Annotated in this window: 25 protein-coding genes; 10 read left to right on the top strand and 15 right to left on the bottom strand. The window is 70.6% G+C overall.

Features of this window, described 5'->3' with window-relative positions:
* Position 1 precedes the first annotated feature (1 nt).
* From DJ81_RS17175 to serS, 3 genes are all read left to right on the top strand, one after another.
* On the top strand, positions 2-511 hold the full coding sequence (locus DJ81_RS17175; RefSeq protein ID WP_094523604.1) for a hypothetical protein: 510 nt from the start codon (positions 2-4) through the stop codon (positions 509-511).
* A 55-nt stretch (positions 512-566) separates the two neighbouring features.
* Positions 567-803, top strand: a complete 237-nt coding sequence (locus DJ81_RS17170; protein WP_094527164.1) for a hypothetical protein — start codon at positions 567-569, stop codon at positions 801-803.
* Positions 804-937: 134 nt separating this feature from the next.
* Entirely contained in the window at positions 938-2,308 is a 1,371-nt protein-coding gene (serS, locus tag DJ81_RS17165) for a serine--tRNA ligase (protein WP_094590769.1), read from the top strand.
* Positions 2,309-2,355: 47 nt separating this feature from the next.
* On the opposite strand, the gene DJ81_RS17160 is transcribed toward serS, so the two are convergent.
* On the bottom strand, positions 2,356-2,565 hold the full coding sequence (locus tag DJ81_RS17160; protein WP_094523610.1) for a hypothetical protein: 210 nt from the start codon (positions 2,563-2,565) through the stop codon (positions 2,356-2,358).
* Between the two features lie 111 nt (positions 2,566-2,676).
* Positions 2,677-3,279: an LURP-one-related/scramblase family protein gene (locus DJ81_RS17155; protein WP_094523612.1), complete on the bottom strand. Its 603-nt coding sequence runs from the start codon at positions 3,277-3,279 to the stop codon at positions 2,677-2,679.
* A gap of 214 nt (positions 3,280-3,493) precedes the next feature.
* Between DJ81_RS17155 and DJ81_RS17150 the strand changes: the two genes are divergently transcribed.
* Entirely contained in the window at positions 3,494-4,201 is a 708-nt protein-coding gene (locus DJ81_RS17150) for a universal stress protein (RefSeq protein WP_170938357.1), read from the top strand.
* Between the two features lie 111 nt (positions 4,202-4,312).
* Here DJ81_RS17150 and endA read toward each other — a convergent pair whose 3' ends face one another.
* Positions 4,313-5,497 carry a tRNA-intron lyase gene (gene endA, locus DJ81_RS17145; RefSeq protein ID WP_094590765.1) on the bottom strand — a complete coding sequence of 395 codons (1,185 nt, stop codon included), beginning with the start codon at positions 5,495-5,497 and terminating at the stop codon, positions 4,313-4,315.
* Positions 5,498-5,632: 135 nt separating this feature from the next.
* Here endA and DJ81_RS17140 point away from each other — a divergent pair, with 135 nt between their 5' ends.
* Both DJ81_RS17140 and DJ81_RS17135 read left to right on the top strand, forming a co-directional pair.
* Positions 5,633-7,918: an AAA family ATPase gene (locus tag DJ81_RS17140; protein WP_094590763.1), complete on the top strand. Its 2,286-nt coding sequence runs from the start codon at positions 5,633-5,635 to the stop codon at positions 7,916-7,918.
* 3 nt (positions 7,919-7,921) lie between these two features.
* A complete protein-coding gene (locus DJ81_RS17135) occupies positions 7,922-8,896 on the top strand; it encodes a rhomboid family intramembrane serine protease (protein WP_094527160.1) in 975 nt (324 codons plus the stop codon).
* 24 nt (positions 8,897-8,920) lie between these two features.
* On the opposite strand, the gene DJ81_RS17130 is transcribed toward DJ81_RS17135, so the two are convergent.
* The 4 genes from DJ81_RS17130 to lwrS all read right to left on the bottom strand — a co-directional run bounded on the left by DJ81_RS17130 (position 8,921) and on the right by lwrS (position 11,312).
* Positions 8,921-9,436, bottom strand: coding sequence for a CopG family ribbon-helix-helix protein (locus tag DJ81_RS17130; protein WP_241881415.1), 516 nt, complete (start codon positions 9,434-9,436; stop codon positions 8,921-8,923).
* A 25-nt stretch (positions 9,437-9,461) separates the two neighbouring features.
* A complete protein-coding gene (locus DJ81_RS17125) occupies positions 9,462-9,839 on the bottom strand; it encodes a PadR family transcriptional regulator (RefSeq protein ID WP_249269153.1) in 378 nt (125 codons plus the stop codon).
* 361 nt (positions 9,840-10,200) lie between these two features.
* Positions 10,201-10,854, bottom strand: a complete 654-nt coding sequence (locus DJ81_RS17120) for an HAD family hydrolase (RefSeq protein ID WP_094523622.1) — start codon at positions 10,852-10,854, stop codon at positions 10,201-10,203.
* A gap of 89 nt (positions 10,855-10,943) precedes the next feature.
* A complete protein-coding gene (gene lwrS, locus DJ81_RS17115) occupies positions 10,944-11,312 on the bottom strand; it encodes an LWR-salt protein (RefSeq protein WP_094523624.1) in 369 nt (122 codons plus the stop codon).
* Between the two features lie 64 nt (positions 11,313-11,376).
* Between lwrS and uppS the strand changes: the two genes are divergently transcribed.
* Entirely contained in the window at positions 11,377-12,348 is a 972-nt protein-coding gene (gene uppS / locus DJ81_RS17110) for a polyprenyl diphosphate synthase (protein WP_094527158.1), read from the top strand.
* Here uppS and DJ81_RS17105 read toward each other — a convergent pair.
* The 3 genes from DJ81_RS17105 to DJ81_RS17095 form a co-directional block, all read right to left on the bottom strand.
* The gene (locus tag DJ81_RS17105; protein WP_094590761.1) at positions 12,345-13,445 is read right to left on the bottom strand and encodes a DUF2891 domain-containing protein; all 1,101 of its coding nucleotides are present in this window, start codon (positions 13,443-13,445) and stop codon (positions 12,345-12,347) included. The genes uppS and DJ81_RS17105 overlap by 4 nt on opposite strands.
* Before the next feature lie 82 nt (positions 13,446-13,527).
* Positions 13,528-13,986 carry an NOB1 family endonuclease gene (locus DJ81_RS17100; RefSeq protein ID WP_094523630.1) on the bottom strand — a complete coding sequence of 153 codons (459 nt, stop codon included), beginning with the start codon at positions 13,984-13,986 and terminating at the stop codon, positions 13,528-13,530.
* Complete coding sequence (locus DJ81_RS17095) at positions 13,986-14,231, bottom strand: PRC-barrel domain-containing protein (protein ID WP_094523632.1); 246 nt, start codon at positions 14,229-14,231, stop codon at positions 13,986-13,988. Before DJ81_RS17095 ends, DJ81_RS17100 begins: the two co-directional genes overlap by 1 nt.
* A 255-nt stretch (positions 14,232-14,486) precedes the next feature.
* On the opposite strand from DJ81_RS17095, the gene infB reads away from it, so the two are divergent.
* Together infB and DJ81_RS17085 are read left to right on the top strand one after the other, a co-directional pair.
* The gene (gene infB / locus DJ81_RS17090) at positions 14,487-16,280 is read left to right on the top strand and encodes a translation initiation factor IF-2 (RefSeq protein WP_094523634.1); all 1,794 of its coding nucleotides are present in this window, start codon (positions 14,487-14,489) and stop codon (positions 16,278-16,280) included.
* Between the two features lie 43 nt (positions 16,281-16,323).
* Positions 16,324-16,503, top strand: coding sequence for a hypothetical protein (locus DJ81_RS17085; RefSeq protein ID WP_094523636.1), 180 nt, complete (start codon positions 16,324-16,326; stop codon positions 16,501-16,503).
* A gap of 48 nt (positions 16,504-16,551) precedes the next feature.
* Here the strand turns inward: DJ81_RS17085 and DJ81_RS19845 are convergent, their stop codons facing one another.
* The 5 genes from DJ81_RS19845 to DJ81_RS17070 all read right to left on the bottom strand — a co-directional run bounded on the left by DJ81_RS19845 (position 16,552) and on the right by DJ81_RS17070 (position 19,178).
* Entirely contained in the window at positions 16,552-16,677 is a 126-nt protein-coding gene (locus DJ81_RS19845) for a hypothetical protein (RefSeq protein WP_254921645.1), read from the bottom strand.
* Between the two features lie 76 nt (positions 16,678-16,753).
* The gene (locus DJ81_RS17080; protein WP_094527157.1) at positions 16,754-17,452 is read right to left on the bottom strand and encodes an SDR family oxidoreductase; all 699 of its coding nucleotides are present in this window, start codon (positions 17,450-17,452) and stop codon (positions 16,754-16,756) included.
* Between the two features lie 201 nt (positions 17,453-17,653).
* Entirely contained in the window at positions 17,654-17,890 is a 237-nt protein-coding gene (locus DJ81_RS17075; protein ID WP_094523640.1) for a hypothetical protein, read from the bottom strand.
* Between the two features lie 98 nt (positions 17,891-17,988).
* Positions 17,989-18,111, bottom strand: a complete 123-nt coding sequence (locus DJ81_RS19840; protein ID WP_275542435.1) for a hypothetical protein — start codon at positions 18,109-18,111, stop codon at positions 17,989-17,991.
* Positions 18,112-18,413: 302 nt separating this feature from the next.
* Entirely contained in the window at positions 18,414-19,178 is a 765-nt protein-coding gene (locus DJ81_RS17070; RefSeq protein WP_094527156.1) for a TOBE domain-containing protein, read from the bottom strand.
* 237 nt (positions 19,179-19,415) lie between these two features.
* Here DJ81_RS17070 and DJ81_RS17065 point away from each other — a divergent pair, with 237 nt between their 5' ends.
* Positions 19,416-20,351 carry a substrate-binding domain-containing protein gene (locus DJ81_RS17065; RefSeq protein WP_094558113.1) on the top strand — a complete coding sequence of 312 codons (936 nt, stop codon included), beginning with the start codon at positions 19,416-19,418 and terminating at the stop codon, positions 20,349-20,351.
* Positions 20,352-20,481: the final 130 nt, after the last annotated feature.

The following is a 20,481-nucleotide window of genomic DNA, read 5'->3' as shown; positions in this document are numbered from 1 at the left end:
CATGGCCCTCGGTCCCCTCGGCGTCGCCGGCGTCCCCGCGGTCGTCGACACGCTGATCGCCTGGCTCTCACTGATCGCGCTGTTCGCCCTCCCCGGACTCGTCGCCGCCGTCTGCTGGACCCCCTTCCTGCTCTCGGCGCGGTTCCGCGCGCTGTTCCGCACGCTCCCGCCGGCGGGGCGGCCGGTCCCCTCGTACGTCGGCGTCGCGCTCGCGCTCTCGGTCCCGTACCTCGCCGGCGTCGTCCTCACCGTCGCGCTCGTCGGCGAGGCCGGTCCCGGCTGGAGCGAGGGGTTCCTCGACACCGCGCTGTTCGGCGGGATCGTCGTCGGCTTCGTCGCCCCGGCGGTCGCCGCGGCCGGGCTCCCGCGGCTCGGCGTGGACTGGGACCCGACCGGGTACGGCCCCTCCACGTGGGCGCTCCTCGTCGCCGCCGGGCTGTGGTACGCGGTCGTCGCCGCGGTGCCGCTGGTCGCGCTCGCGGTCGGCATGGCGCTGCCGGGCGGGTACTGACGGCGCGTCCGTCGAAACCGTAAGATTTTGATGAGCCGTGGGACAGTTCTCCGACATGTTCCCCGCACCCTTCCGACTGTTCTTCGTCGCCGTCCCCCTCCTCGTCGCCGTCGGCGCGCTGGCGATGGCCGCGTTTCCCCGCCGGATGACGAGCTGGCAGGCCCACGGTCCCGACGGGACGACGCGGATCGAGCCGAGCGAGACGCGGATTTTGCTGATGCGGATCATGGGCGTCGTCGTCGCCGGACTCGCGCTCCTCATGGTGGTCGCGAACTTCGCGTTCATCCCCTGAGACGCCGACCGCCGCCGTTCGCCCCCGCGAGCTCCGCCCTCGGGGACCCTCCGTCGAGGCCGCTCCCGCGATCCGTGCCAACCGATGCCGACGCTCCGATACGGTTTTGGGTCGTCCCGCGGAATCCCCGACAAATGCTGTCTCGACAGTTCGTCCGGGAGAACCCAGAGGTCGTCCGCGAGGCGCTAGCCAACAAGGGCGTCGACGTGGACCTCGACCGGATACTCGACGTCGACGAGGAGTGGCGGGAGCTGAAACAGCGCGGGGACGACCTGCGCCACGAGCGCAACGAGGTTTCCTCGACGATCGGCGAGCTCAAACAGCGCGGCGAGGAGGAGGCGGCCCAAGAGGCGATAGAGCGCTCCCAGGAGCTGAAGGCCGAACTCCAGGACGTCGAGGATCGCGCCGAAGAGCTGGAGACGGAACTGGAGGCGTCGCTGCTCGAACTCCCCCAGGTCCCGCAGGACTCCGTCCCCGTCGGCGCCGACGAGTCGGAGAACGTCGAGCGCCGCCGCGAGGGGTTCGACGACCTCCGGGAGCTCCCCGACGACGTGGAACCTCACTACGACCTCGGCGAGGAGCTGGAGATCCTCGACTTCGAGCGCGGCGCGAAGGTCGCCGGCGCCGGCTTCTACGTCGCGAAGGGCGACGGCGCCCGGCTGGAGCACGCGCTGATCCAGTTCATGCTGGACGTCCACCGCGAGCAGGGGTACGAGGACGTGTTCCCGCCGATTCCCGTCAATTCGGCGTCGATGCGCGGCACCGGACAGCTCCCGAAGTTCACCGAGGACGCCTACCGGGTCGAGGGGTCGAACGAGGAGGCGTACGACGACGACGACCTCTGGCTGCTCCCGACGGCGGAGGTGCCCGTCACGAACCTCCACCGCGACGAGATCCTGCTCGGTGAGGACCTCCCGCTGAAGTACCAGGCGTACACGCCGAACTTCCGGCAGGAGGCGGGCGAGCACGGCACCGAGACGCGCGGGATCGTCCGCGTCCACCAGTTCAACAAGGTGGAGATGGTGAACTTCGTCCGGCCCGAGGAGAGCGATGAGCGCTTCGACGGCCTCGTCGACGAGGCCGAGGAGGTGCTGCGCCGCCTCGAACTCCCCTACCGCATCTTGGAGATGTGCACCGGCGACCTCGGGTTCACGCAGGCGAAGAAGTACGATATCGAGGTGTGGGCGCCCGCCGACGACATGGACGAGGGCCCCGCCGAGGGCGGCCGCTGGCTGGAGGTCTCCTCGGTCTCCAACTTCGAGGACTTCCAGGCGCGCCGCGCCGGGATCCGCTACCGCGAGGAGCACCACGAGTCGGCGGAGCACCTCCACACGTTGAACGGCTCCGGGCTCGCGGTCCCGCGGATCGTCGTCGCCATCCTGGAGTACTACCAGAACGACGACGGCACCGTCACCGTCCCCGAGGCGCTCCGCCCGTACATGGGCGGCACCGAGGTCATCGAGGGCCACGACGCGGTCGGCGAGTCGAAGCTGGGCGGGGAGTAGGCGGCGCGTCGCGTCTCGGTCGCCGCGGAAGGGGCGCCGGGGCGGACTCAGCCTCGCTGTGGGGGGACGCCGAGCTCCCCGTTCCACGCGTAGTAGCCGATCGTGACGGCCGCCATCACGAACCCGGTCGCCACGCCGAGCGGAATACTCCCCTCGGCGACGTACGATACGGCGGCGAAGACAGCGCAGAACGCCGCGACGTACACGGTCGACTGCCGGAGGGCCAGCGACCGGTCGAACGACTCGGGCAGTTGCATGGGCGGACGCTCGGCGCATCCGAGTATAGCTCTTTCCTCTCCGGACGGCGTGGTGACGACGGTTCCGACGCGGTTCGCACGACCGCCCGAGCGACCCCGGTCGCCGGGCGGCTACTGGTTCTCTAAGGCGTCGAGGATGCACGCGGCGGCGACGACCGCCTCCTTCGGCACGTCGCTCGCGTCGTCGATGGTGACCGTGTAGGCGTCCCGCAGCGAGAACTTCCCTTCGATGTCGCCGACGTGGCCGCCGTCGGCGTCGAATATCTCGTACTTGTTCGGGACGAGGTTCGCGACCGAGATCAGATGCCGGAGCGCCGCCATCGGCTTGCTCTTCGACTTGATGGTCGCCAGCGCCTCCCCCGTCTCGGGGTCGCGGATCGTCCAGTTCTCGACGAACAGCGAGTAGTCCTCGTCGAGGACGACGACCTCCTCGCCGGTGCCGGAGTCGACGATCGCGTAGCTGCCGCCGATGTCGATGACGCCGCCCGCCTTCACCGAGAAGGCGTCGTCGCCGTCGCCGGTGACGAACGGGAACTCCTCTTTCAGCTTGAACATCTTCTGTTTCCCGCGTAAGACGACGTTTCCGGCCCCGTCGCGAACGGTGTACTTGTTCCGGATCGCCGACTGCTTCACCTCGTAGCGGTCGTCGCTGAGGTCGACGGTGGAGATGTCGTAGGCGTCCGAGTCGGAGGGGAACACGGAGTACTCGCTCATGGGCGGCAAGAGAGTCAGGCGTCGGAAAACGGTTCCGCTCGGTTCGCTCGGACGGAGCCGGTCGCCTGCGCCGTCCCGGCCGACCTGGCCCCATCCAGCCATGCGATCCGAACGCTCATCTAATACGGTTAAGAGTTCTTTTGAAGGACAAACACAACGACCTTCTCGTTTTTTCACACAAAATTATTACCGGATCGAATCTGTATGGCCAAATATGGAGCACCCGAACGTTCTCGTGTTCGTCGAATTCCCCGACCCCGACGTCCCGACGACGGGCTTCCTCAAGGGCTTCAAATATCCGGACGCCGAGGTGGTCGGCTTCTACCACCTCGACGACGGGGAATCGCCCGAGGAGGCGCGGGCCGAACGCGGGGACGAATTCACGTCGGAGCTCGAAGAGATAGCCGAGCGGTTCGAGCGGGAGGGCGTCCGCGCCGACCACGACCTCGTGTTCGGTCACGACCGAGTGGCGGCGCGACAACAGATCGTCGAGCGAGACGCCGTCGACGCGATCCTCCTCCCCGGAGCGGCGAACACGCTCGGGAAAGTGCTGATAGCGGCCCGCAGTCTGCCGAACGCGGAGCGGAAGGCCACGCTGCTCGACATCGTCGCGGAGGACGAACTGCTGTCGGTCGATCTCGTCCACATCGCCGACCCCGACGACCCGGATGGCGAATCGGAGGGCCAGCGGATCCTGAAGCAAACGGCGTCGGCGCTCGCCGACGCCGGCGTTCCGGAGATGCGGATCAACCGGACCGTCCGGACGGGAACCGACGTGGCCTTCGAACTGAGTCAGGCGGCTCGGGGGTACGACCTCATCGTCTTGGGCGAAACGGAGCGAGACCTCGGCGACCGGATCTTCGGCCCCATCGGCGAGTACATCGTCGACGAGCGTGACGTCCCGGTGTTAATCCTCCGGTGATCGGCGTCGGCTTTCGGGCCCGTCGGCGGTCCCGGCTCGGTGCGTGGGTCCGGTCGAGGAGGACCCGGACGGACGCCAGAGATCGACGCGACACCGGTTCCCGGGGGGCGCTCAGGGAGTCAGACGGACGATCGAGAGCCACTCCACTTCGGCGGCGGCCGCGGCCTCGCTCGCGTCGCCGGCCGCCACCCGGTCCTCGTTGCCCGCCGCCGTCAGCGCGAACACCATCTCCTTGCGGACGCCGCCCGCGAGCCGCACGTCGAGCGAGAGCTCGCGGGGCGAGAACCGGTGGTCGGCGTCGACGACCCGCACGAGGTGCTCGGAGTGCGGCAGGTCCTCGACCGTCTCCACGTCGAGGTACGTCCGGAAGTCGGCGCCGAACTTGAAGCCGGTCTTCGGGACGGCGTCGGCCGCGCGGAGGCGCCTGTACACGGCGAGCCGGCGGTCGAACCGCTCGCCCTCGACGTCGCGGCCGCGGGCGACGACCGCGGCCGCGGGGCCGTCCGGCGCCGTCCCGTCCGCGGTGCCGCCGCCGGAGCTCGCTCCCGCCGCCCCCACCGACGCCGACAGCGACAGGACGCCGTCGGCGGCGAGCGACGCGGCCTCGACCAGGGAGAGCTGGAGCGCCCCCTCGACCGCCGCCGCGCGGCCGGTGAGCGGCTGGCCGTAGAAGCCGCGCTCGTAGAGGGGATCGGGGGCGTCCCAGACGACGACGCGGTCCGAGAGGAGGACCCCGTCGAGGCGCTCCGGGGGCTCGTAGTCGGTCGCGCCCTCGATCCGGCCCGCGGTCGCCGCGAAGTAGGTGATGTCGGACTCCTCGTCGACGACCGCGAGGGTGCGGCCGGCGAGCCCGGAGGCGGGCAGGGACTCGCGCTCGCCGACGACCTGCACCGGGTACTCCACGTTCCCCGTGTCGGGCGTCGAGCCGCGCTCGTAGGCGACGAAGTCGACTGCGTCGGGCACGGCCGCGGTCCCGCCGGGCCAGGGGTCCCGGGCGGGCGAGAGGTAGAAGCCGCGGTCGCGGAGGTCCGAGTAGACGAGGTAGCGCACCGCGAACCGGTCGGCGGCGGCCGCGCTCTCGACGAAGAACCGCTCGAATCCGACCGGGTCGGCGTCGGGCGAAAGGGCGACGCCGGAGAGGTCGCCGCGGAAGAGGAGGTGGGCCGCCTCGACGCGCGAGAGCGCGATCTCGTTCCCGTCGAGCGGCCGGCCGTACCCCCGGGAGTCGTAGAACCGCTGGCGGGCGTCGCCGGCGACCCGGACCGCGTCGCCGCGCAGGTGCCCTGTCGGTTGCATACCCGAAGGCGGGCCCGGACGAGGTAAGGGGGTTGCGGTCGGCGGACGGGTCGACGGCGGGGCGATCCGGTCGGCGACGGCGCTCGTCGCCACCGCCCGGACAAGGGTAAAGGGCGATCGGCGAGTACGGGACCCATGAACGACACCGCAGGCCTCCGGCTCACGGTGCGTGCCGCCGAGAAGCGGGACGCGGGCCGGGGGATAGCCAGGCTCCCCGAACCCGCCCGGAAGCGGCTCGGCCTCCTCAGCGGCGACACCGTCGAGATCCGCGGCGACCGCGTCGCGGTCGCGAAGGTGTGGCCCGGCGGCCCCGACGCGACGGACGGCTCAGTCCTCATCGACGCCGACACCCGCGCGAACGCCGGCGTGAAGGTCGGCGACGCCGTCACCGTCGCGCCAGTCACCGTCGAGGACGCCGACCGCGTCGCCCTCGCCGCGCCCGCGCGGCTCGCCGACGTCGACGTGAGCCGCGAGGTGGTCGAGCGCGCGCTCTCCCGCGACCTCCGCGACCGCCCCGTCACCGAGGGCGAGGCGGTCCACGTCGAGCGGCTCGGCGGGCTCCGGTTCGTCGTCGCCGAGACGAGCCCGGCCGGCACGGTGCGCGTGACGAACCGGACCGACGTCTCGGTGACGTACGGGGACGGCGAGGGCGACGGTCCCGCGCGCTCCGAGGGCCGCGACGGCGCTCGCGGCCGAACCGACGCCGACCGGGGCGACCGGAGCGACCCGGACCGCCGACAGACCGGCGGGTCGGTCGGCTCGGGCGGCGCGACGCCGGGCTCCCGGACGCCCCCCGCCGGCGGCGAGAGCACCCCGCCCGCCGAGCACACCGCGGGCGCGACCTACGAGGACATCGGCGGGCTCGACGAGGAGCTGGAGCTGGTGCGCGAGACGATCGAGCTCCCCCTCTCCGAGCCCGAGGTGTTCACTCGGCTCGGCATCGACCCGCCGAAGGGGGTCCTGCTGCACGGCCCGCCGGGCACGGGGAAGACGCTGATCGCCCGCGCCGTGGCCAACGAGGTCGACGCCGAGTTCGTCACCGTCGACGGGCCGGAGATCATGTCGAAGTATAAAGGGGAAAGTGAGGAGAAGCTCCGAGATAAATTCGATGAGGCCCGCAAGGCCGCCCCGGCGATCATTTTCTTCGACGAGATCGACTCGATCGCGGGCAAGCGCGACGACGGCGGCGACGTGGAGAACCGCGTCGTCGGCCAGCTGCTCTCGCTGATGGACGGGCTCGACGCCCGCGGCGACGTGATCGTCATCGGGGCGACGAACCGGGTCGACACCCTCGATCCCGCGCTCCGACGCGGCGGCCGGTTCGACCGCGAGATCGAGATCGGCGTCCCCGGCGAGGCCGGCCGGCGACAGATCCTCGACGTCCACACGCGCCGGATGCCCCTCGCCGACGACGTTGAGTTAGACCAGATCGCGAGCCGGACGCACGGCTTCGTCGGCGCCGACATCGAGGGGCTCGCGCAGGAGGCGGCGATGACGGCGCTGCGCCGCGCCCGCGAGTCGGACGAGCGGGCGCTCGACGACGTGACCGTCTCGAAGGCCGACTTCGAGGCCGCTCACGCTAACGTCGAACCGAGCGCGATGCGGGAGTACGTCGCCGAGCAGCCGACCACCGACTTTACCGACGTCGGGGGGTTGCCGGAGGCCAAAGAGAAGTTAGAGCGCGCCGTCACGTGGCCGCTGACGTACGGCCCGCTGTTCGACGCCGCCGACGCCGACCCGCCGACGGGCGTCCTGCTGCACGGCCCCCCGGGCACCGGGAAGACGCTGCTCGCACGGGCGATCGCCGGCGAGAGCGGCGTCAACTTCATACAGGTCGCCGGCCCGGAGCTGCTCGACCGGTACGTCGGCGAGTCCGAGAAGGCGGTCCGCGACCTGTTCGACCGCGCCCGACAGGCGGCCCCCGTGATCGTCTTCTTCGACGAGATCGACGCCATCGCGGCCGACCGCGACGGTGCCGGCGGGGACGGCTCCGGCGTCGGCGAGCGCGTCGTCTCCCAGCTCCTGACGGAGCTCGACCGCGCCAGCGACAACCCGAACCTCGTCGTGCTCGCGGCGACGAACCGGCGGAACGCGCTCGATCCGGCCCTGCTCAGGCCGGGGCGACTGGAGACCCACATCGAGGTGCCCGAGCCCGACCGCGAGGCGCGCCGGAAGATCCTCGACGTCCACACCCGCGAGAAGCCGCTCGTGGAGGGGGTCGACCTGGAGCACCTCGCCGACGAGACCGAGGGGTACTCGGGCGCCGAGATCGCCTCGCTGTGCCGCGAGGCCGCGCTGGTCGCCATCGAGCGCGTCGCCGACGAGCACGGCGCGGCCGCGAACGACCACGCCGACGAGGTCGGGATCACGAGCGACGACTTCGCGGCGGCGCTGGAGACGGTGCGGCCCGCGACGCCCTGAGCGATGAGCGCCGAGAGGGGCCCGGGACGCTCGGACGGCGGCGGTCCGGCGAGCGACGGCGACTCCGCGCCCGAACCGCCCACTCTCCGCGAACTCCTCGCCAGCGTCCGCGCGGCGGTCCGGACGCAGCCCCCGCGGGACCTCTTCCTCCTCGCCGTTCCGTTGCCGGCGCTGCTCGTCGCCGTGAGCCTCACGCCGGGGACCGACGCCTGGCGGCTCTCGCTCGCGACCGGCGGCGTCTTCGAGAGCCGGTGGGCGCTCTGGACCGCGTTCGCGTCGAGCTTCGTCCACGCGAGCCCCGGGCACCTCCTCGACAACCTCGTCAACTACTGGCTGCTCGTCGCGGTCGCGTACCCCCTCTCGGTCGTCGCGGGGTGGCGCGGGCGGCTGCTCGGGATCGCCGCGGTCTACCTGGCGGTCGTCCCGCTCGCGTCCGCGTGGGCGACTATCGTCGCGCTCGGCGGCCTGACGAACGCCCCGACAGCCGGCTTCTCGGACCTGAACAGCGCGATCCTCGGCTATTTGGTCGTCGTCTGGTTCGCCGCGCTGGCGACGGAGGCGACCGGCGACGAGAGCGACGGACCGACCGAGGCCGACGGCGACGGGTCCGCCGCCCCGGCGGTCGGCGTCGACGCCCGCTGGGCGGTCGTCGCCGCGCTCGGGTCGCTCGCGCTCGCGTACCTCGCCCCGAGCGGCGTCGGCTACTTCCCGTCCCTACCGGCCGTCGGGTCCCTGTTCGCGCTCTGCGCGGCCCTCGTCGCCGCCGGGCTCTACGTCGGCGTCGGCCGCCCGCGGGTGGTCGGGCTCGACCTGCCCCCCGAGCGGGAGCTGCTGTACGTCACCGGCGCGAGCGTCGCCGCCGCCGGGGTGATCGGGTCGCTGGTCATCGTCCCGTTCGGCAGCAACGTGTTCGCGCACCTCGCCGGCTACGCCGTCGGGGTGGCGGTCCCGCTCGTCGGCGTCGTCCTCGACGGGTGAGTCGCGCTCGCGCGCGGACGCCGACTACTCGTCGCCGTGGCCGTGCCCCGATCCCTCGCCGTGGCCGTGCCCCGATCCCTCGCCGCGCTCGCGACCGACGTCGTCGGGGGTCGCCTCGGCGACGGCGTCGGCGCCGAACTCGTCCACCGGCGTCACGCTGTAGTCGACGGTGAGCGTGTCCTTCGTCGCCCGGATCTTTCCGACGAACGCGGATATCTCGTCTAAGCGACCCTCCAGCACGAACAGCTCCATGCAGTAGCGAGAGCCGACGTGGTTGTGGAAGTTGGAGGCGACGAGCCCCTCGTGCTCGTGGCGGAGCCGCATCATCCGCTCTTCGACGCTCGTGGTCTCGTAGTCGAACAGGACCGTCACCACCGCCATCAGCTCCCTGTCCTCCAGCTTGGCGTCCTCGAACTCGCCGAGGAGGTTCCGCGAAGCCTCGCGAACGACCTCGCTGCGCCCCGTGTAGCCGTGTTCGTCCGCGAACCCGTCGATCCGATCGAGCAACTCCTCCGGCATCGAGACGCTGACGACAGTCATGTATTAACCCACGCCGCCGATGTTGTTAATCCTTGAGGTCGGCGTCGTCGTCCGGGGCCGCCCCCGCGACCGATTCCGGTCTCTCCCCCTGGGCCGATTCCGGTCTCGCCCGCTCTGTCGCTCTCGGGACGCCGACGCGCTCGGAGAGCCACTCGTAGTGGTCGAGGAGCGCACGCTCCCCCGCGTCGGTCAGGGCGTACACGTCGGCGATCCCCTCGGTGCGGCGGTCGAGGAAGCCCGACTCCACCAGCGAACGGAGCGTCGCGTAGAAGGAGCCGGGATCGATGCGTTCGTCGTAGTGGTTCTCCAACCGGTTCTTCAGCGACTGCGCCCGCAGCTCGCCGGCTTCGTACAGCAGCGCGCAGAGGTCGCGACGGCGACCGCTGTGGAACCACTTCGTCATGGGTCGGCTAGCGTGCGGCGACTCACGACCGTTTCGGTCGCGGGCGGACGGTTCCAGCGCGTTATACAGCTGGTAGCCATAGTAAACTGACCGTACACTCAAATACGCGGCTATATTAAGACATTCACATTTTCTAACAGCGATTCACTTATTATGTGCCACTATATTATGTGTATTAGTGTGTGTTCACGGAAATTACTTATGAGCGAATGCCGCCACCGTGACACACGATGAACCTCGACCGACTGATCTGTCGCCACCGATACGAACGCAAAGCGATAATCATCGATCCCGACGAGGTCGTGGAGGCGTGTGCGAAGTGCGGTACGGAACGCGTTCGACGGATCGCCGGCTCTTGAGGTCACGTCCGCTCGACCAGCTCGTCGAGCCGGTCGACGCGCCGGTCGCCGAGCACGCACCGCCCGCGGTCCGCGTGGCCGACCCGCTCGACGTGAACCGCGTCGAGTCCGGCGTTCCACGCCGCGCCCACGTCGCTCTCGCCGTCGCCGACGTAGTAGCCGCGGTCCCCTCGCGGGTCGACGCCGAGCTCGCGCATCGCCAGCTCGATCGGCGCGGGGTCCGGCTTCCACCCCGTCTCGTCGGTACAGCAGACCACCGCGTCGAACCGACCCTCCAAGTCGACCCTGTCGAGGACGGGCTCGGCGAGGAACCGCTGGCAGTGGGTGACGAGCCCGGTCGGTCCGCCCGCGTCGTCGACGCGGTCGAGCAGTCGAGCGGCGTCGTCGTGGAGGTACGTCGCCTCCGCGCGGGCCGTCGGGTCCTCGACCGCGTGGAACGCGGGCCAGAAGTCGCCCGGATCGACGCCGAGCTCGCGGAGGGTGTCGCCGCGCGGCCCGCCCAACCCGTGCCAGAGGACGTGCGCCTCGCGGTCGGAGAAGCGCCGGCCGAGCCGGTCGCCGACCCGGTCGAACACCGCGCGGGTGTACGACCACTCCGCGTCGACGAGCGTGCCGTCGAGGTCGAACAGGTGGAAGTCGTAGTCGACGACGGCCATGGGCGCGTCAGTAGAACCCGGACCGATAAGTGCGTTGCGGGGCCGCGGGTAACGGTGCCGCGCCACGCCGGTCGCCCGCCGTCAGGCTCTCACTCTCCCCGCACGTGGATCGACGAGCCGAGGTACTTGCCGAGGGCGGCGTCGACCGAGTCGGCGTTGAACCGGGAGAGATCCGCGGCGACCTCGCGTTTCAGCGCCTCGAGGTACGCCTCGTCGGTCCGGAGCTCCCGGAAGGACGCCTCGGTGACCTCGACGCCGAGGCGGTCGCTCGCGAGGCCTCGGAACGAGGGGTCGTCCCCGATCTCGCCGCGCCAGAGCCGGTCGCGGAAGAACAGCCACCCGTCCGTGCCGGGCTCGCTCGCGGGTATCTCCATCGTCGCCTCGAACCGATCGGGGTCCACCGTCGCTCCGTCCGGGTCGAGCCGGAACGCGACGGCGAACACGTAGGCGGCGTCCATAGACGTCGATATCCGGGATCGGAAGGTAAAAGTACATATCCCTCGGTCGAATTTATCAGAACGTATGCTGGACCGTCTCCGCGGCCTCGGCGAGCGCGCCTACCGGCGCCACCTCCGCCGCGAGATCGAGGACGTGCCGGCTCACGTCGCGATCATCCAAGACGGGAACCGGCGGTACGCCCGCGAGCGCGGCGCCGACGCCCCCGACGGGCACCGCGCCGGCGCCGACACCACCGAGCGGGTGCTCGACTGGTGCGCCGACCTCGGCGTCGCGGAACTGACGCTGTACGCCTTCTCCACGGAGAACTTCGAGCGCCCCGACGAGGAGCTGGCGCCGCTGTTCGACCTGCTGGAGCGCAAGCTCCGGGAGTTCGCCGACGCCGACCGCGTCCACGAACAGGGGGTTCGGGTCCGCGCCATCGGCGACGTCGCCCAGCTCCCGCCGCGCGTCCGCGACGCGGTCGACTACGCCGAGCGCCGTACCGCCGACAACGACCGGTTCAGGTTGAACATCGCGTTGGCGTACGGCGGGCGAACGGAACTGCTCGACGCCGCGCGGACGATCGCCGCGGACGTCGACGCCGGGGCCCTCGACCCGGCCGACGTCGACGTCGAGACCGTCGAGGACCGACTGTACGACCGCCCGGTCCGCGACGTCGACCTCATCGTCAGAACCGGCGGCGACGAGCGCACCTCGAACTTCCTGCCGTGGCACGCGAACGGCAACGAGGCCGCCGTCTACTTCTGTGCGCCGTACTGGCCGGATTTCTCGCAGCGCGAGTTCCTCCGCGCTATCCGGACCTACCAGTCCCGCGAGGAGTCGTGGCAGCGCGCCCGCGCCGAGCGCGCCGTCGCGCTGGTCCGGGCGGTCGCCGAAGTGGAGATCGCCGAGGCCCGGGCCGTCGCCCGACGGCTTCGGGGGCGCGTCCCTCGGCTCGACGGCAACGAGCTCTCCGACGACGCCCTCGGAATCGCCGAGAGCGAGTCGGCCGGACCGGTCGACGGCGACCCCCAAGAGTCGAAGGGCACGAACTAAGCCGTCCCCGGCGCGATCCCGCCCTCGTTCCGCGTCAGCAGGTACACCGCGAACGAGGAGAGCCAGTGCGAGCCCGCGTAGTCGTCGGTGAGCACGTCCGCGGCCCCCGCCTCGGCGTGCCGGCGCGCCGCCGCGTCCAGCGGCTCCCGCAGTCGGGTCGCCGCCGGCCCCTCCCGCCCCGAAAGCGCGTCGGCCAGTCCCGCGAGACACCACGCGCGGGAGACGTTGAGCCCGATCAGGTGCATCGCGGCGCCGTCGCCCTCGTCCGGTTCGACGTCGACGGGCGTCAGCAGCGCGTCGTGCGGCGCCCCCGTGAGGTCCGGGAGGAACCCGTCGAGCCACGCCGCGAACGGGTCGGGGGCGAGGACCCGGCGCATGAGGTCCGCCTCGGTCAAGGCGGGCGAGACGAAGTCCCACCCGACGGGCTCCGCGCCCACGACGCCGGCCGAATCGTCCGCGTACAGTCGGCTTGCCGTCGTCTCGGCCTCGCGTTCGAGCTCCGCGTCGCCGACGACCCGCGCGTAGTCGAGGACTCCGGCGAGCGCGAACGCCGTGTTGCCGTGGGTGCCGACGCGGTGCGGGCGGGCGACGCCGAGGAACGACTCCAGGGTCCCCCGGCGAACCCGGTCTTCGAGGGGGCGGAGGGTCTCGCGCCACGCGTCGGCGCGTGAGTCGTCCCACAGGCGCAACTCGGCGGCGAGCCGCAGCAGCCACGACCAGCCGTACGGCTCCTCGAAGCTCGGATTCGCGTCGAGGTACTCCACCTCGCCCGCAACGTGTTCGGGCGTCAGCCGCCCGTCGACGACGGTCGCGATCTCACCTTCGTCCGGGTGGTCCGAGGCGACCCGCAGCAGCCGGACGAGCGCCCAGTGGCTGTGGACCGCCGAGTGCCAGTCGAAGCAGCCGTAGAAGGCCGGGTGCTTCTCCGAGGGGCGCGGCGGCGCGTCCGGCCCCTCCACCGCTCCCTGGTAATGCGGGTACTCGGTCTCGATCCCGTCCAGCGGGTGAGCGGTCAGCGCGCTCGCGACCGCGTCGTCGAGCGCGTCGGCCCGGCCGGCCCGGAGCGCGTCCGACGAGATCGTCTCGAATGCGTTCACGTCGGGAGGTCGGCGGGCCGCCTGTTCAATCGGTCGGTCGAATGCGAGAGAATAGCACCCTCTATCGGTCGGCCGAGCCCGGTCACGCCGGGTTCTTTCGGGTCAGGTCGCTCCCGCAGATCGGGCACCGCTCCTTGTTCTCGTCGAACGTGCGGTTGCAGCCGACGCACTGGAAGCGCCACTCGCGCTCCTCCGTGATCCCGTCTCTGGCGATGGGTTCGACGTCGAGGTCGAGCCGCTCGGCGACGTTCTGCATCGCGTAGTCGTCGGTGACCAGCGTCGCGCTCAGTTCGAGCGCGGTCGCGATCAGCCGCGTGTCGGTGTCGGACAGCTCCGCGTCGTCGCCCGAGCCGCGCGCGGCGCGCCGGACGTTGTCGATGACCTCCGGGGCCGGGACGTGGATCGTCATCCCCGACCCCTCCATCGCGTCGAAGCGGAGCGCCCCTTCGCCATTGAGCTCCTCGTGCACTTCGGGCACCGAGACGACGTCGTCGTCGGTGGTGTACTCGTGGATGAACGCCGAGGTGTCGAGGACCTCCATCAGCGGGCGACGACGATGTAGTCCTTCACCGCCTTCACGTTCCCGACCGGCACTTTCAGTCGGCCCATCTCGTCGACGTCGAACCCGGAGCGCTCGGGGCTGAGGTGCTCGTGCGGGCTGACGAGCAGGTCGTTCAGCTCCCCGGACTTCAGGTCCATCGTGATGTTGTACAGGTCGCCCAGTTCGGTCCCGTCCGAGCTCATCACCGCCTTCCCGGAGAGGTTCTCCGCGAGGATGTCTACCATGTCCTCACCGTCCGTGGCAACGGTCTTAAACGCCACGGGGGCGTCCGACGGGCGACGGACGCTGACCGGCGGACATCGGGCGACGGCCATTGACCGGCGGACATCGATCGCCTGACACTGGACGACGGTCGTCGGGCGGCGGACGCCGACGCGGGACGGGCCCGGATCGGGGCGAAACGGCCGGTCGCATTTTGAAAGGCTTAACTGACGCCCGGGCGGAATACCGGGTAACCGACCTTCTCGGGGCGATCACCTATGACCGACCACACAAACGCGGACACCCTTCGGACGCCGATCGTCGCCGTGTTGGGTCACGTCGACCACGGCAAGACGAGCCTGCTCGACACGATTCGCGGCTCCGCCGTCAGCGAGGGCGAGGCCGGCGCGATCACCCAACACATCGGGGCGACGGACATCCCGCTCGACACCATCTCCGGGATGGCGGGCGAGCTCATCGACCCGACCGACTTCGACCTCCCCGGTCTCCTGTTCATCGACACGCCGGGCCACCATTCCTTCTCGACGCTGCGCGCCCGCGGTGGCGCGCTCGCCGACATCGCGGTGCTCGTCGTCGACGTCAACGACGGCTTCCAGCCGCAGACGGAGGAGGCGATCGACATCCTCAGGCGCACCGGCACTCCCTTCGTCGTCGCCGCCAACAAGGTGGACACGACGCCGGGGTGGAACCCGCAGGACGGCCAGCCGATCCAGAAGAGCCTGGAGGCGCAGTCGGAGCGCGCCGAGTCGATGCTCAACGAGAACCTCTACGAGATCATCGGCCAGCTCTCCGACGCCGGCTTCTCCGCGGACCTCTACTGGCGCGTGCAGGACTTCCAGAAGAACATCGGCGTCGTCCCCCTCTCGGCGATCACGGGCGAGGGGGTCCCCGACCTCCTCACGGTGCTGATGGGTCTCTCCCAGCGCTTCATGAAAGAGGAGATGGCGATCGACGTCTTCGGGGCGGGGGAGGGGACGGTCCTCGAAGTGAAAGACGAGCGCGGCTTCGGCGCCACCATCGACACGGTGGTGTACGACGGCGTCGTGCGCAACGGCGACCGGATCGTCGTCGGCGGGCAGGACGAGCCGATCGTCACCGAGATCCGCGCGCTGTTGCAGCCGCGGCCCTTAGAGGAGATCCGCACCGAGAAGCAGTTCGAGAAGGTGGCCGAGGTCGGCGCCGCGGCCGGGGTGAAGATCGCGGCGCCGGACCTCGACCGGGCGATGGCCGGCGCGCCGGTCCGGGTCGTCCGCGACCGACCGGAGGCGGAGGTCGTCGAGGAGGTGAAAGCCGAGCTCGCGGAGATCGAGGTAGAGACCGCCGAGGACGGCGTCGTCGTCAAGGCCGACACGCTCGGCTCGCTGGAGGCGATGGCGAACGCGCTCCGCGAGGCGGAGGTGCCAATCCTGCGCGCCGAGGTCGGCGACATCGCGCCCCGCGACATCGCCGTGGCCGAGACCGCGAACCAGGACGAGCACAAGGCGATCCTCGGCTTCAACGTCGACCTGCTGGCGAACGCCGAGACGGAGCTGGAGAACGCCGACGTGAAGCTGTTCACGAACGACGTCATCTACCAGCTGATCGAGGACTACGAGACGTTCGTCGAGGAGCGCCAGCGCGCCCAACAGGAGACGGTGCTGGACAAGGTCGTCCGGCCCGCGCGTTTCCGCATTCTCCCCGACCACACGTTCCGCCAGAACGACCCCGCGGTCGTCGGCGTCGAGGTCATTTCCGGCACGGTCCAGAACAACCGCAACGTCGGGATGTTCGAGGGCAACGAGTTCGATCGCGTCGGGCAGCTCTCCGGGATCCAGAAGCAGGGCGACGACGTCGACGAGGCGCGCGCCGGCGAGCGCGTCAGCATCGCCATCGACGGGCCCACGGTCGGGCGCGGAATCGAGGAGGGCGACACCCTCTGGACCGAGGTCCCCGAGAAGCACGCGAAGATCCTCGAACAGGAGCTGAAAGAGGAGATCACCGCCGACGAGCGCGAGGCGCTCTCGGCGTATCTCGACACGAAGCGGAAGCGGGACCCCTTCTGGGGCAAGTAGCGGTCCACAGGGGATTTTTAGCCGGACGCCGAAGGCCGACCGCATGCTCTCCCGCGAGAACGCCGTCATCCTCCTGTGTATGGCCGCCGGACTGGCGCTGGCCTACGGCGGCCGCGTCCTCACGGAACTGAGCGACACCGTCCTGATCGGAGCGCTGTTGACGGTCGGAGTCGTCGTCCCGCAACTGCTCAACGGCTACTTCGACGCCAGCGAGGAGGCGTGAGACGTCTCTGCGTGTCTTCTCCGAGCGGCCCGCGGCGGGTCGGCGCCCTCAGAGCGACTCGCCGCAGCTCGGACACTCGAGACCGCGGTCGCCCGCGACCGGCTCGACGCTGATACGGCAGGTCTCACACCACCGGCGCCCCCGGGTCTCTTCGGTCGGCACGTCGTGTGTCATGCGTTGTCACTACTCACGGACGGGTTATAATCGTTACCGCCGCCCCGGTGCGCCGTGACGGCAGCGAGGCCCGGAGTCACCGCGGTAACGTCCAGTTCACGTCGACGCCGCGGTCGGGGAACCGGGGCGTGGAGACGACCTCGAACGTCCGGTCCGCCGCGCCCTCGGTCGTCGGCGCCGCGGCCATGAGCCACGCCACGTCGGCACGCGAGACGGTTCCCCACAGCCTCGCCCCCGGCTCGGCCGTCGTGACGAGCCCCGTCCGCCGGCCGTTCGTCAGGATTCCGGGGCGGAGGACCGTGTGTCGGATCGGCGCGTCGCGGAGCGCGGCCTCCGCCTCGCCCTTGGCCTCCTGTAACGGACCGATGAACGCGTCGAAGGCGGACGCGAGCGGGCTCGACGGCTCGGGGCCGACGCCGATCGCCGACTCCATCACGAACGCGTCGACGCCGGCGTCGACCGCCGCCTCCACCAGCGCTCGGTTCCCGGCCCCGTCGACGAACGGCGGGCCGCTCCGGACGGTCGAGCTGGTGCTCCCGACGGCGCTGATGACGGCGTCGACCCCCTCGACGGCCGCGGCCAGGTCGGACGGGTCGAGGAGGTCGTCCACCGCGACCTCGTCCGCGCCGGCCGCCCGGAGGTCGGCGGTGGCGCCCGCGGACCGCGTGAGCGCGCGAACGGTGTCCACTCGCCGTCCGACTCGCCGCAGCACCTCTCGGCCCGTTCCGCCGGTGGCGCCCGCGACGAGGACCGCGTCGATGTCGGTCGGATCCATGTCTCACGTTCGAAGCGGAGCGCAAAGAACGCCCGGGTCGGACCGGTTCCGCCCGCGCCGCGCGGCCGCGTCTTCGCTGAGGCGGTGTCAGAAAAAGCCGCTCGCGTCCGCGGGTCGGAGCCGGGGTCCGACGCCGTCGGTTCGCCGCTTTTATACTCCGTTTCGGTCCCGACGCCGATCGGGACGGGCCTGAGTGCGAAACTACTCGTCGTCCGCCAGCATCTGCCGGATCTCCTCCAGCTTGAAGTAGGACGCCAGTCCGAGTATCGTGACGGGCCAGAAGCCGACGAACTGGCCGCGCTGCTTGTCGCCGCGCACGTAGTAGAAGTACAGTGCGAGGGCGACCGAGCCGACCGATGCCAGCACCGCGGGAGTGAGACCGTCGGTACCGATTCCTTCCGCGGCTTCGACCGCCGTGTCCTCAGTTGAGTCGCTCACAGATTCAGTAGGGTGCGTACATGTAAATCAGTTCCCGTCAGCGAGAACGAACGACCCGGATTCGGCGGCTCTGTCGTCGCGCTCTCGCCGCGGACGCCTTAGTCGGAGCGCGAGCGCTCCGACCTGCGGACGGCGAGGAAGATGAGCACCGAGAGCGCGATCATGACGACTGCGAACAGTCGATCGTTCCCGTCGTCGCGTTCGTCGTCTGTCGCGGGCATGATGACGATCTTTGGACGCTCGCGCACATACGTCTTCGTTCCCCGAAGCGCGCCGCGGCCGCGATCGGTCGGCCGTCGCGACCCGTACCGAACCGGAGACCGGTCCCCGCGCGCGGACCGGTCGCTCCTCGAATCGTGGCAAACGATTACACGTTTACGCCCCCACGTTGGGGTATGGACGATATCGACCCGGACGCACTGATGATCGCCGTCGGCGTCGCGCTCAGCCTGATCGCCGTGATAGAGCTTTACCCGGCCTGGAAGCGATCCAGGCAGGAGTGACCGCTCCGGCCCGTCCGGTGTCAGTCCCGCGACGGCTCGGCGGAGCCGGCGGTCGTCGCGTGTCTCACCAGCCGGGTGGCCGTCGCCTTCCACCGCACCGACACGTCGTCGCCCTCGGTGAGCGCCAGCCGGGACGCGCTCTCGGCGGTGACCAGCACGTGGAACGCCGTGCCCTCGACCGCGACGCGAACCGTGCAGACCGTCTCGCCCGCGTCGATGTCGACGACCGTCCCTCGGAGCCGGTTCCGCGCGCTCGTCGCGTCCGGGTCGATGTCGGCGTCCCCCGAGTGCATCGTCACCGCGTCGGCGCCGACTCTGACCTGCACCGCGTCGCCGACGGTCGCGTTATCGTGGAGCCCCCGAAGCGTGCCGACCGCGGTGTCGACGTCGGCCAGTTCGCCGTCGACGCTCGCGACCGTCCCGTCGAGCACCGTCTCGGGCACGCTCGCGGTCGCGGCGAGCACGGCCTGCAGTCGGTCGTAGCGGTCGAGCAGCTCGCGCCCGGCGTCGGTGAGCCGGCTGCCGCCGCCCCCCGAGCCGCCGCGCCGGCGCTCGACCAACCGGCCGAACGCCTCCTCTAGGCGCTCTATCCGCGAGAGCGCTCGGGCCCGCGAACGCCCCAGCTCCGCGGCCGCGCCCGCGACCGAGCCCGCCTCGTGGACCGCCCGGAGGAGCGCGGCGTCCCGCCCGTCGAACTCGGCGTCGCCCTCGATGAGCGCCGCGCTGCCGCGGCCCGCGCCGGCGGCGCTCCCTTCGGCGGCGCCCTCGTCGCCGCTTTCGTCCATGTCGACACCGTCGTCCCGGGGGGTGTTGGCGCTTTCCCTCCCGGTACGCCGGCGTCCCCGACGGCGACGTAACCGGTTCCAGTCGTCTTCCCCTCCGATTCCGACCGATCTCGGGGCGCGATCGGACACCGGCTCGGCTTCACCGGCGCACCTCGATCGCTCCGTGCGGGAGCGAGTAACCGATCGCGGTTATCCGCGTGCAGAAATTATATTACCTATCAGTCCATCGGTGTGTCTATGTCGATACATCGAAGACGGTTCGTCGCCGCGCTCGGCGCAGGGGCTGTCGCGAGCACCGCCGGCTGTGCGCAGTTGGGGGGGAGCCAAGAGCAGACCGGCGGCGGGGCCGCCGTGGCCGGCGAGGCCCTGACGCTCACGACCACGACGAGCACATACGACACGGGGCTCCTCGACGCGATCCACGGCGACTTCGAGGAGATGTACGGCGTGACCGTCGACGCGGTCGCGCAGGGGACGGGCGCGGCCCTCGAGTCGGCCCGGAACGGCGACTCCGACGTGGTGATGGTCCACGCCCGCGGGCTCGAAGACGAGTTCCTGCGGAACGGGTACGGAGTCAACCGCCGGGACCTGATGTTCAACGACTTCGTGATCGTCGGGCCCGAGGGCGACCCGGCGGGGATCCGGGGGATGGACTCGGCGACCGAGGCGCTCACGGCGATCGCCGAGGCGGGGGCCCCGTTCGTCTCCCGCGGTGACAACTCCGGCACGCACACCAAGGAGCTGAACCTCTGGGAGGCCGCGGGGACCGACCCCGGCGGCGACTGGTACCAGGAGATCGGCGCCGGGATGGGCGAGGCGCTCAACAACGCCAACCAGCAGGGCGCGTACACGCTCTCCGACCGCGGCACGTTCATCTCGCAGCGCTCGGAGATCGACCTGACGATCCTCGTGCAGGGGCCGATCGAGGACGGCCCGGAGATCCTCGCGAACCCCTACGGGATCATGGCCGTCAACCCCGGCGTCCACGACAACGCCAACTACGACCTCGCGATGGCGTACATCGGCTGGATCACCAGCCCCGGGGCCCAAGAGGCGATCGCCGACTACCAGATGAACGGAGAGCAGCTGTTCTTCCCCAGGGCGGTCTCCGAGAGCCCTGACTTCCAGCAGTACGTTCCGGAAGGTTGGAGTGGGAACTCCACCGACGGGTGAGCGTGCCGCTCGAATCAGTCGCACCGCTGCTGCCGATCGTTCTCGGGAGCCCGGTTACCGCTGACCTCCCGGCCCTCCTCGGGGGACCAGTCGCCGCTGACCTCCCGGCCCTCCTCGACCTTCCGTTCAG

The sequence above is a fragment of the Halorubrum sp. Hd13 genome (assembly GCF_002252755.1).
In the GTDB taxonomy this organism is placed as follows: Archaea; Halobacteriota; Halobacteria; order Halobacteriales; family Haloferacaceae; genus Halorubrum.
Note: the sequence above shows the minus strand (reverse complement) of the source record. Positions and strands in the feature narration are given on the sequence as shown.

Coding starts and splice junctions, on each gene's coding strand:
- DJ81_RS17095 (WP_094523632.1), bottom strand. CDS start 14,231: ATGGTAGACATCCTCGCGGAGAACCTCTCCGGGAAGGCGGTGATGAGC.
- DJ81_RS17080 (WP_094527157.1), bottom strand. CDS start 17,452: ATGGATCCGACCGACATCGACGCGGTCCTCGTCGCGGGCGCCACCGGC.
- uppS (WP_094527158.1), top strand. CDS start 11,377: ATGCTGGACCGTCTCCGCGGCCTCGGCGAGCGCGCCTACCGGCGCCAC.
- DJ81_RS17120 (WP_094523622.1), bottom strand. CDS start 10,854: ATGGCCGTCGTCGACTACGACTTCCACCTGTTCGACCTCGACGGCACG.
- infB (WP_094523634.1), top strand. CDS start 14,487: ATGACCGACCACACAAACGCGGACACCCTTCGGACGCCGATCGTCGCC.
- DJ81_RS17160 (WP_094523610.1), bottom strand. CDS start 2,565: ATGCAACTGCCCGAGTCGTTCGACCGGTCGCTGGCCCTCCGGCAGTCG.
- endA (WP_094590765.1), bottom strand. CDS start 5,497: ATGCAACCGACAGGGCACCTGCGCGGCGACGCGGTCCGGGTCGCCGGC.
- DJ81_RS17175 (WP_094523604.1), top strand. CDS start 2: ATGGCCCTCGGTCCCCTCGGCGTCGCCGGCGTCCCCGCGGTCGTCGAC.
- DJ81_RS17085 (WP_094523636.1), top strand. CDS start 16,324: ATGCTCTCCCGCGAGAACGCCGTCATCCTCCTGTGTATGGCCGCCGGA.
- DJ81_RS17065 (WP_094558113.1), top strand. CDS start 19,416: ATGTCGATACATCGAAGACGGTTCGTCGCCGCGCTCGGCGCAGGGGCT.
- DJ81_RS19845 (WP_254921645.1), bottom strand. CDS start 16,677: ATGACACACGACGTGCCGACCGAAGAGACCCGGGGGCGCCGGTGGTGT.
- DJ81_RS19840 (WP_275542435.1), bottom strand. CDS start 18,111: ATGCCCGCGACAGACGACGAACGCGACGACGGGAACGATCGACTGTTC.
- DJ81_RS17100 (WP_094523630.1), bottom strand. CDS start 13,986: ATGGAGGTCCTCGACACCTCGGCGTTCATCCACGAGTACACCACCGAC.
- DJ81_RS17170 (WP_094527164.1), top strand. CDS start 567: ATGTTCCCCGCACCCTTCCGACTGTTCTTCGTCGCCGTCCCCCTCCTC.
- DJ81_RS17130 (WP_241881415.1), bottom strand. CDS start 9,436: ATGACTGTCGTCAGCGTCTCGATGCCGGAGGAGTTGCTCGATCGGATC.
- DJ81_RS17070 (WP_094527156.1), bottom strand. CDS start 19,178: ATGGACGAAAGCGGCGACGAGGGCGCCGCCGAAGGGAGCGCCGCCGGC.
- serS (WP_094590769.1), top strand. CDS start 938: ATGCTGTCTCGACAGTTCGTCCGGGAGAACCCAGAGGTCGTCCGCGAG.
- lwrS (WP_094523624.1), bottom strand. CDS start 11,312: ATGGACGCCGCCTACGTGTTCGCCGTCGCGTTCCGGCTCGACCCGGAC.
- DJ81_RS17125 (WP_249269153.1), bottom strand. CDS start 9,839: ATGACGAAGTGGTTCCACAGCGGTCGCCGTCGCGACCTCTGCGCGCTG.
- DJ81_RS17135 (WP_094527160.1), top strand. CDS start 7,922: ATGAGCGCCGAGAGGGGCCCGGGACGCTCGGACGGCGGCGGTCCGGCG.
- DJ81_RS17155 (WP_094523612.1), bottom strand. CDS start 3,279: ATGAGCGAGTACTCCGTGTTCCCCTCCGACTCGGACGCCTACGACATC.
- DJ81_RS17140 (WP_094590763.1), top strand. CDS start 5,633: ATGAACGACACCGCAGGCCTCCGGCTCACGGTGCGTGCCGCCGAGAAG.
- DJ81_RS17150 (WP_170938357.1), top strand. CDS start 3,494: ATGGAGCACCCGAACGTTCTCGTGTTCGTCGAATTCCCCGACCCCGAC.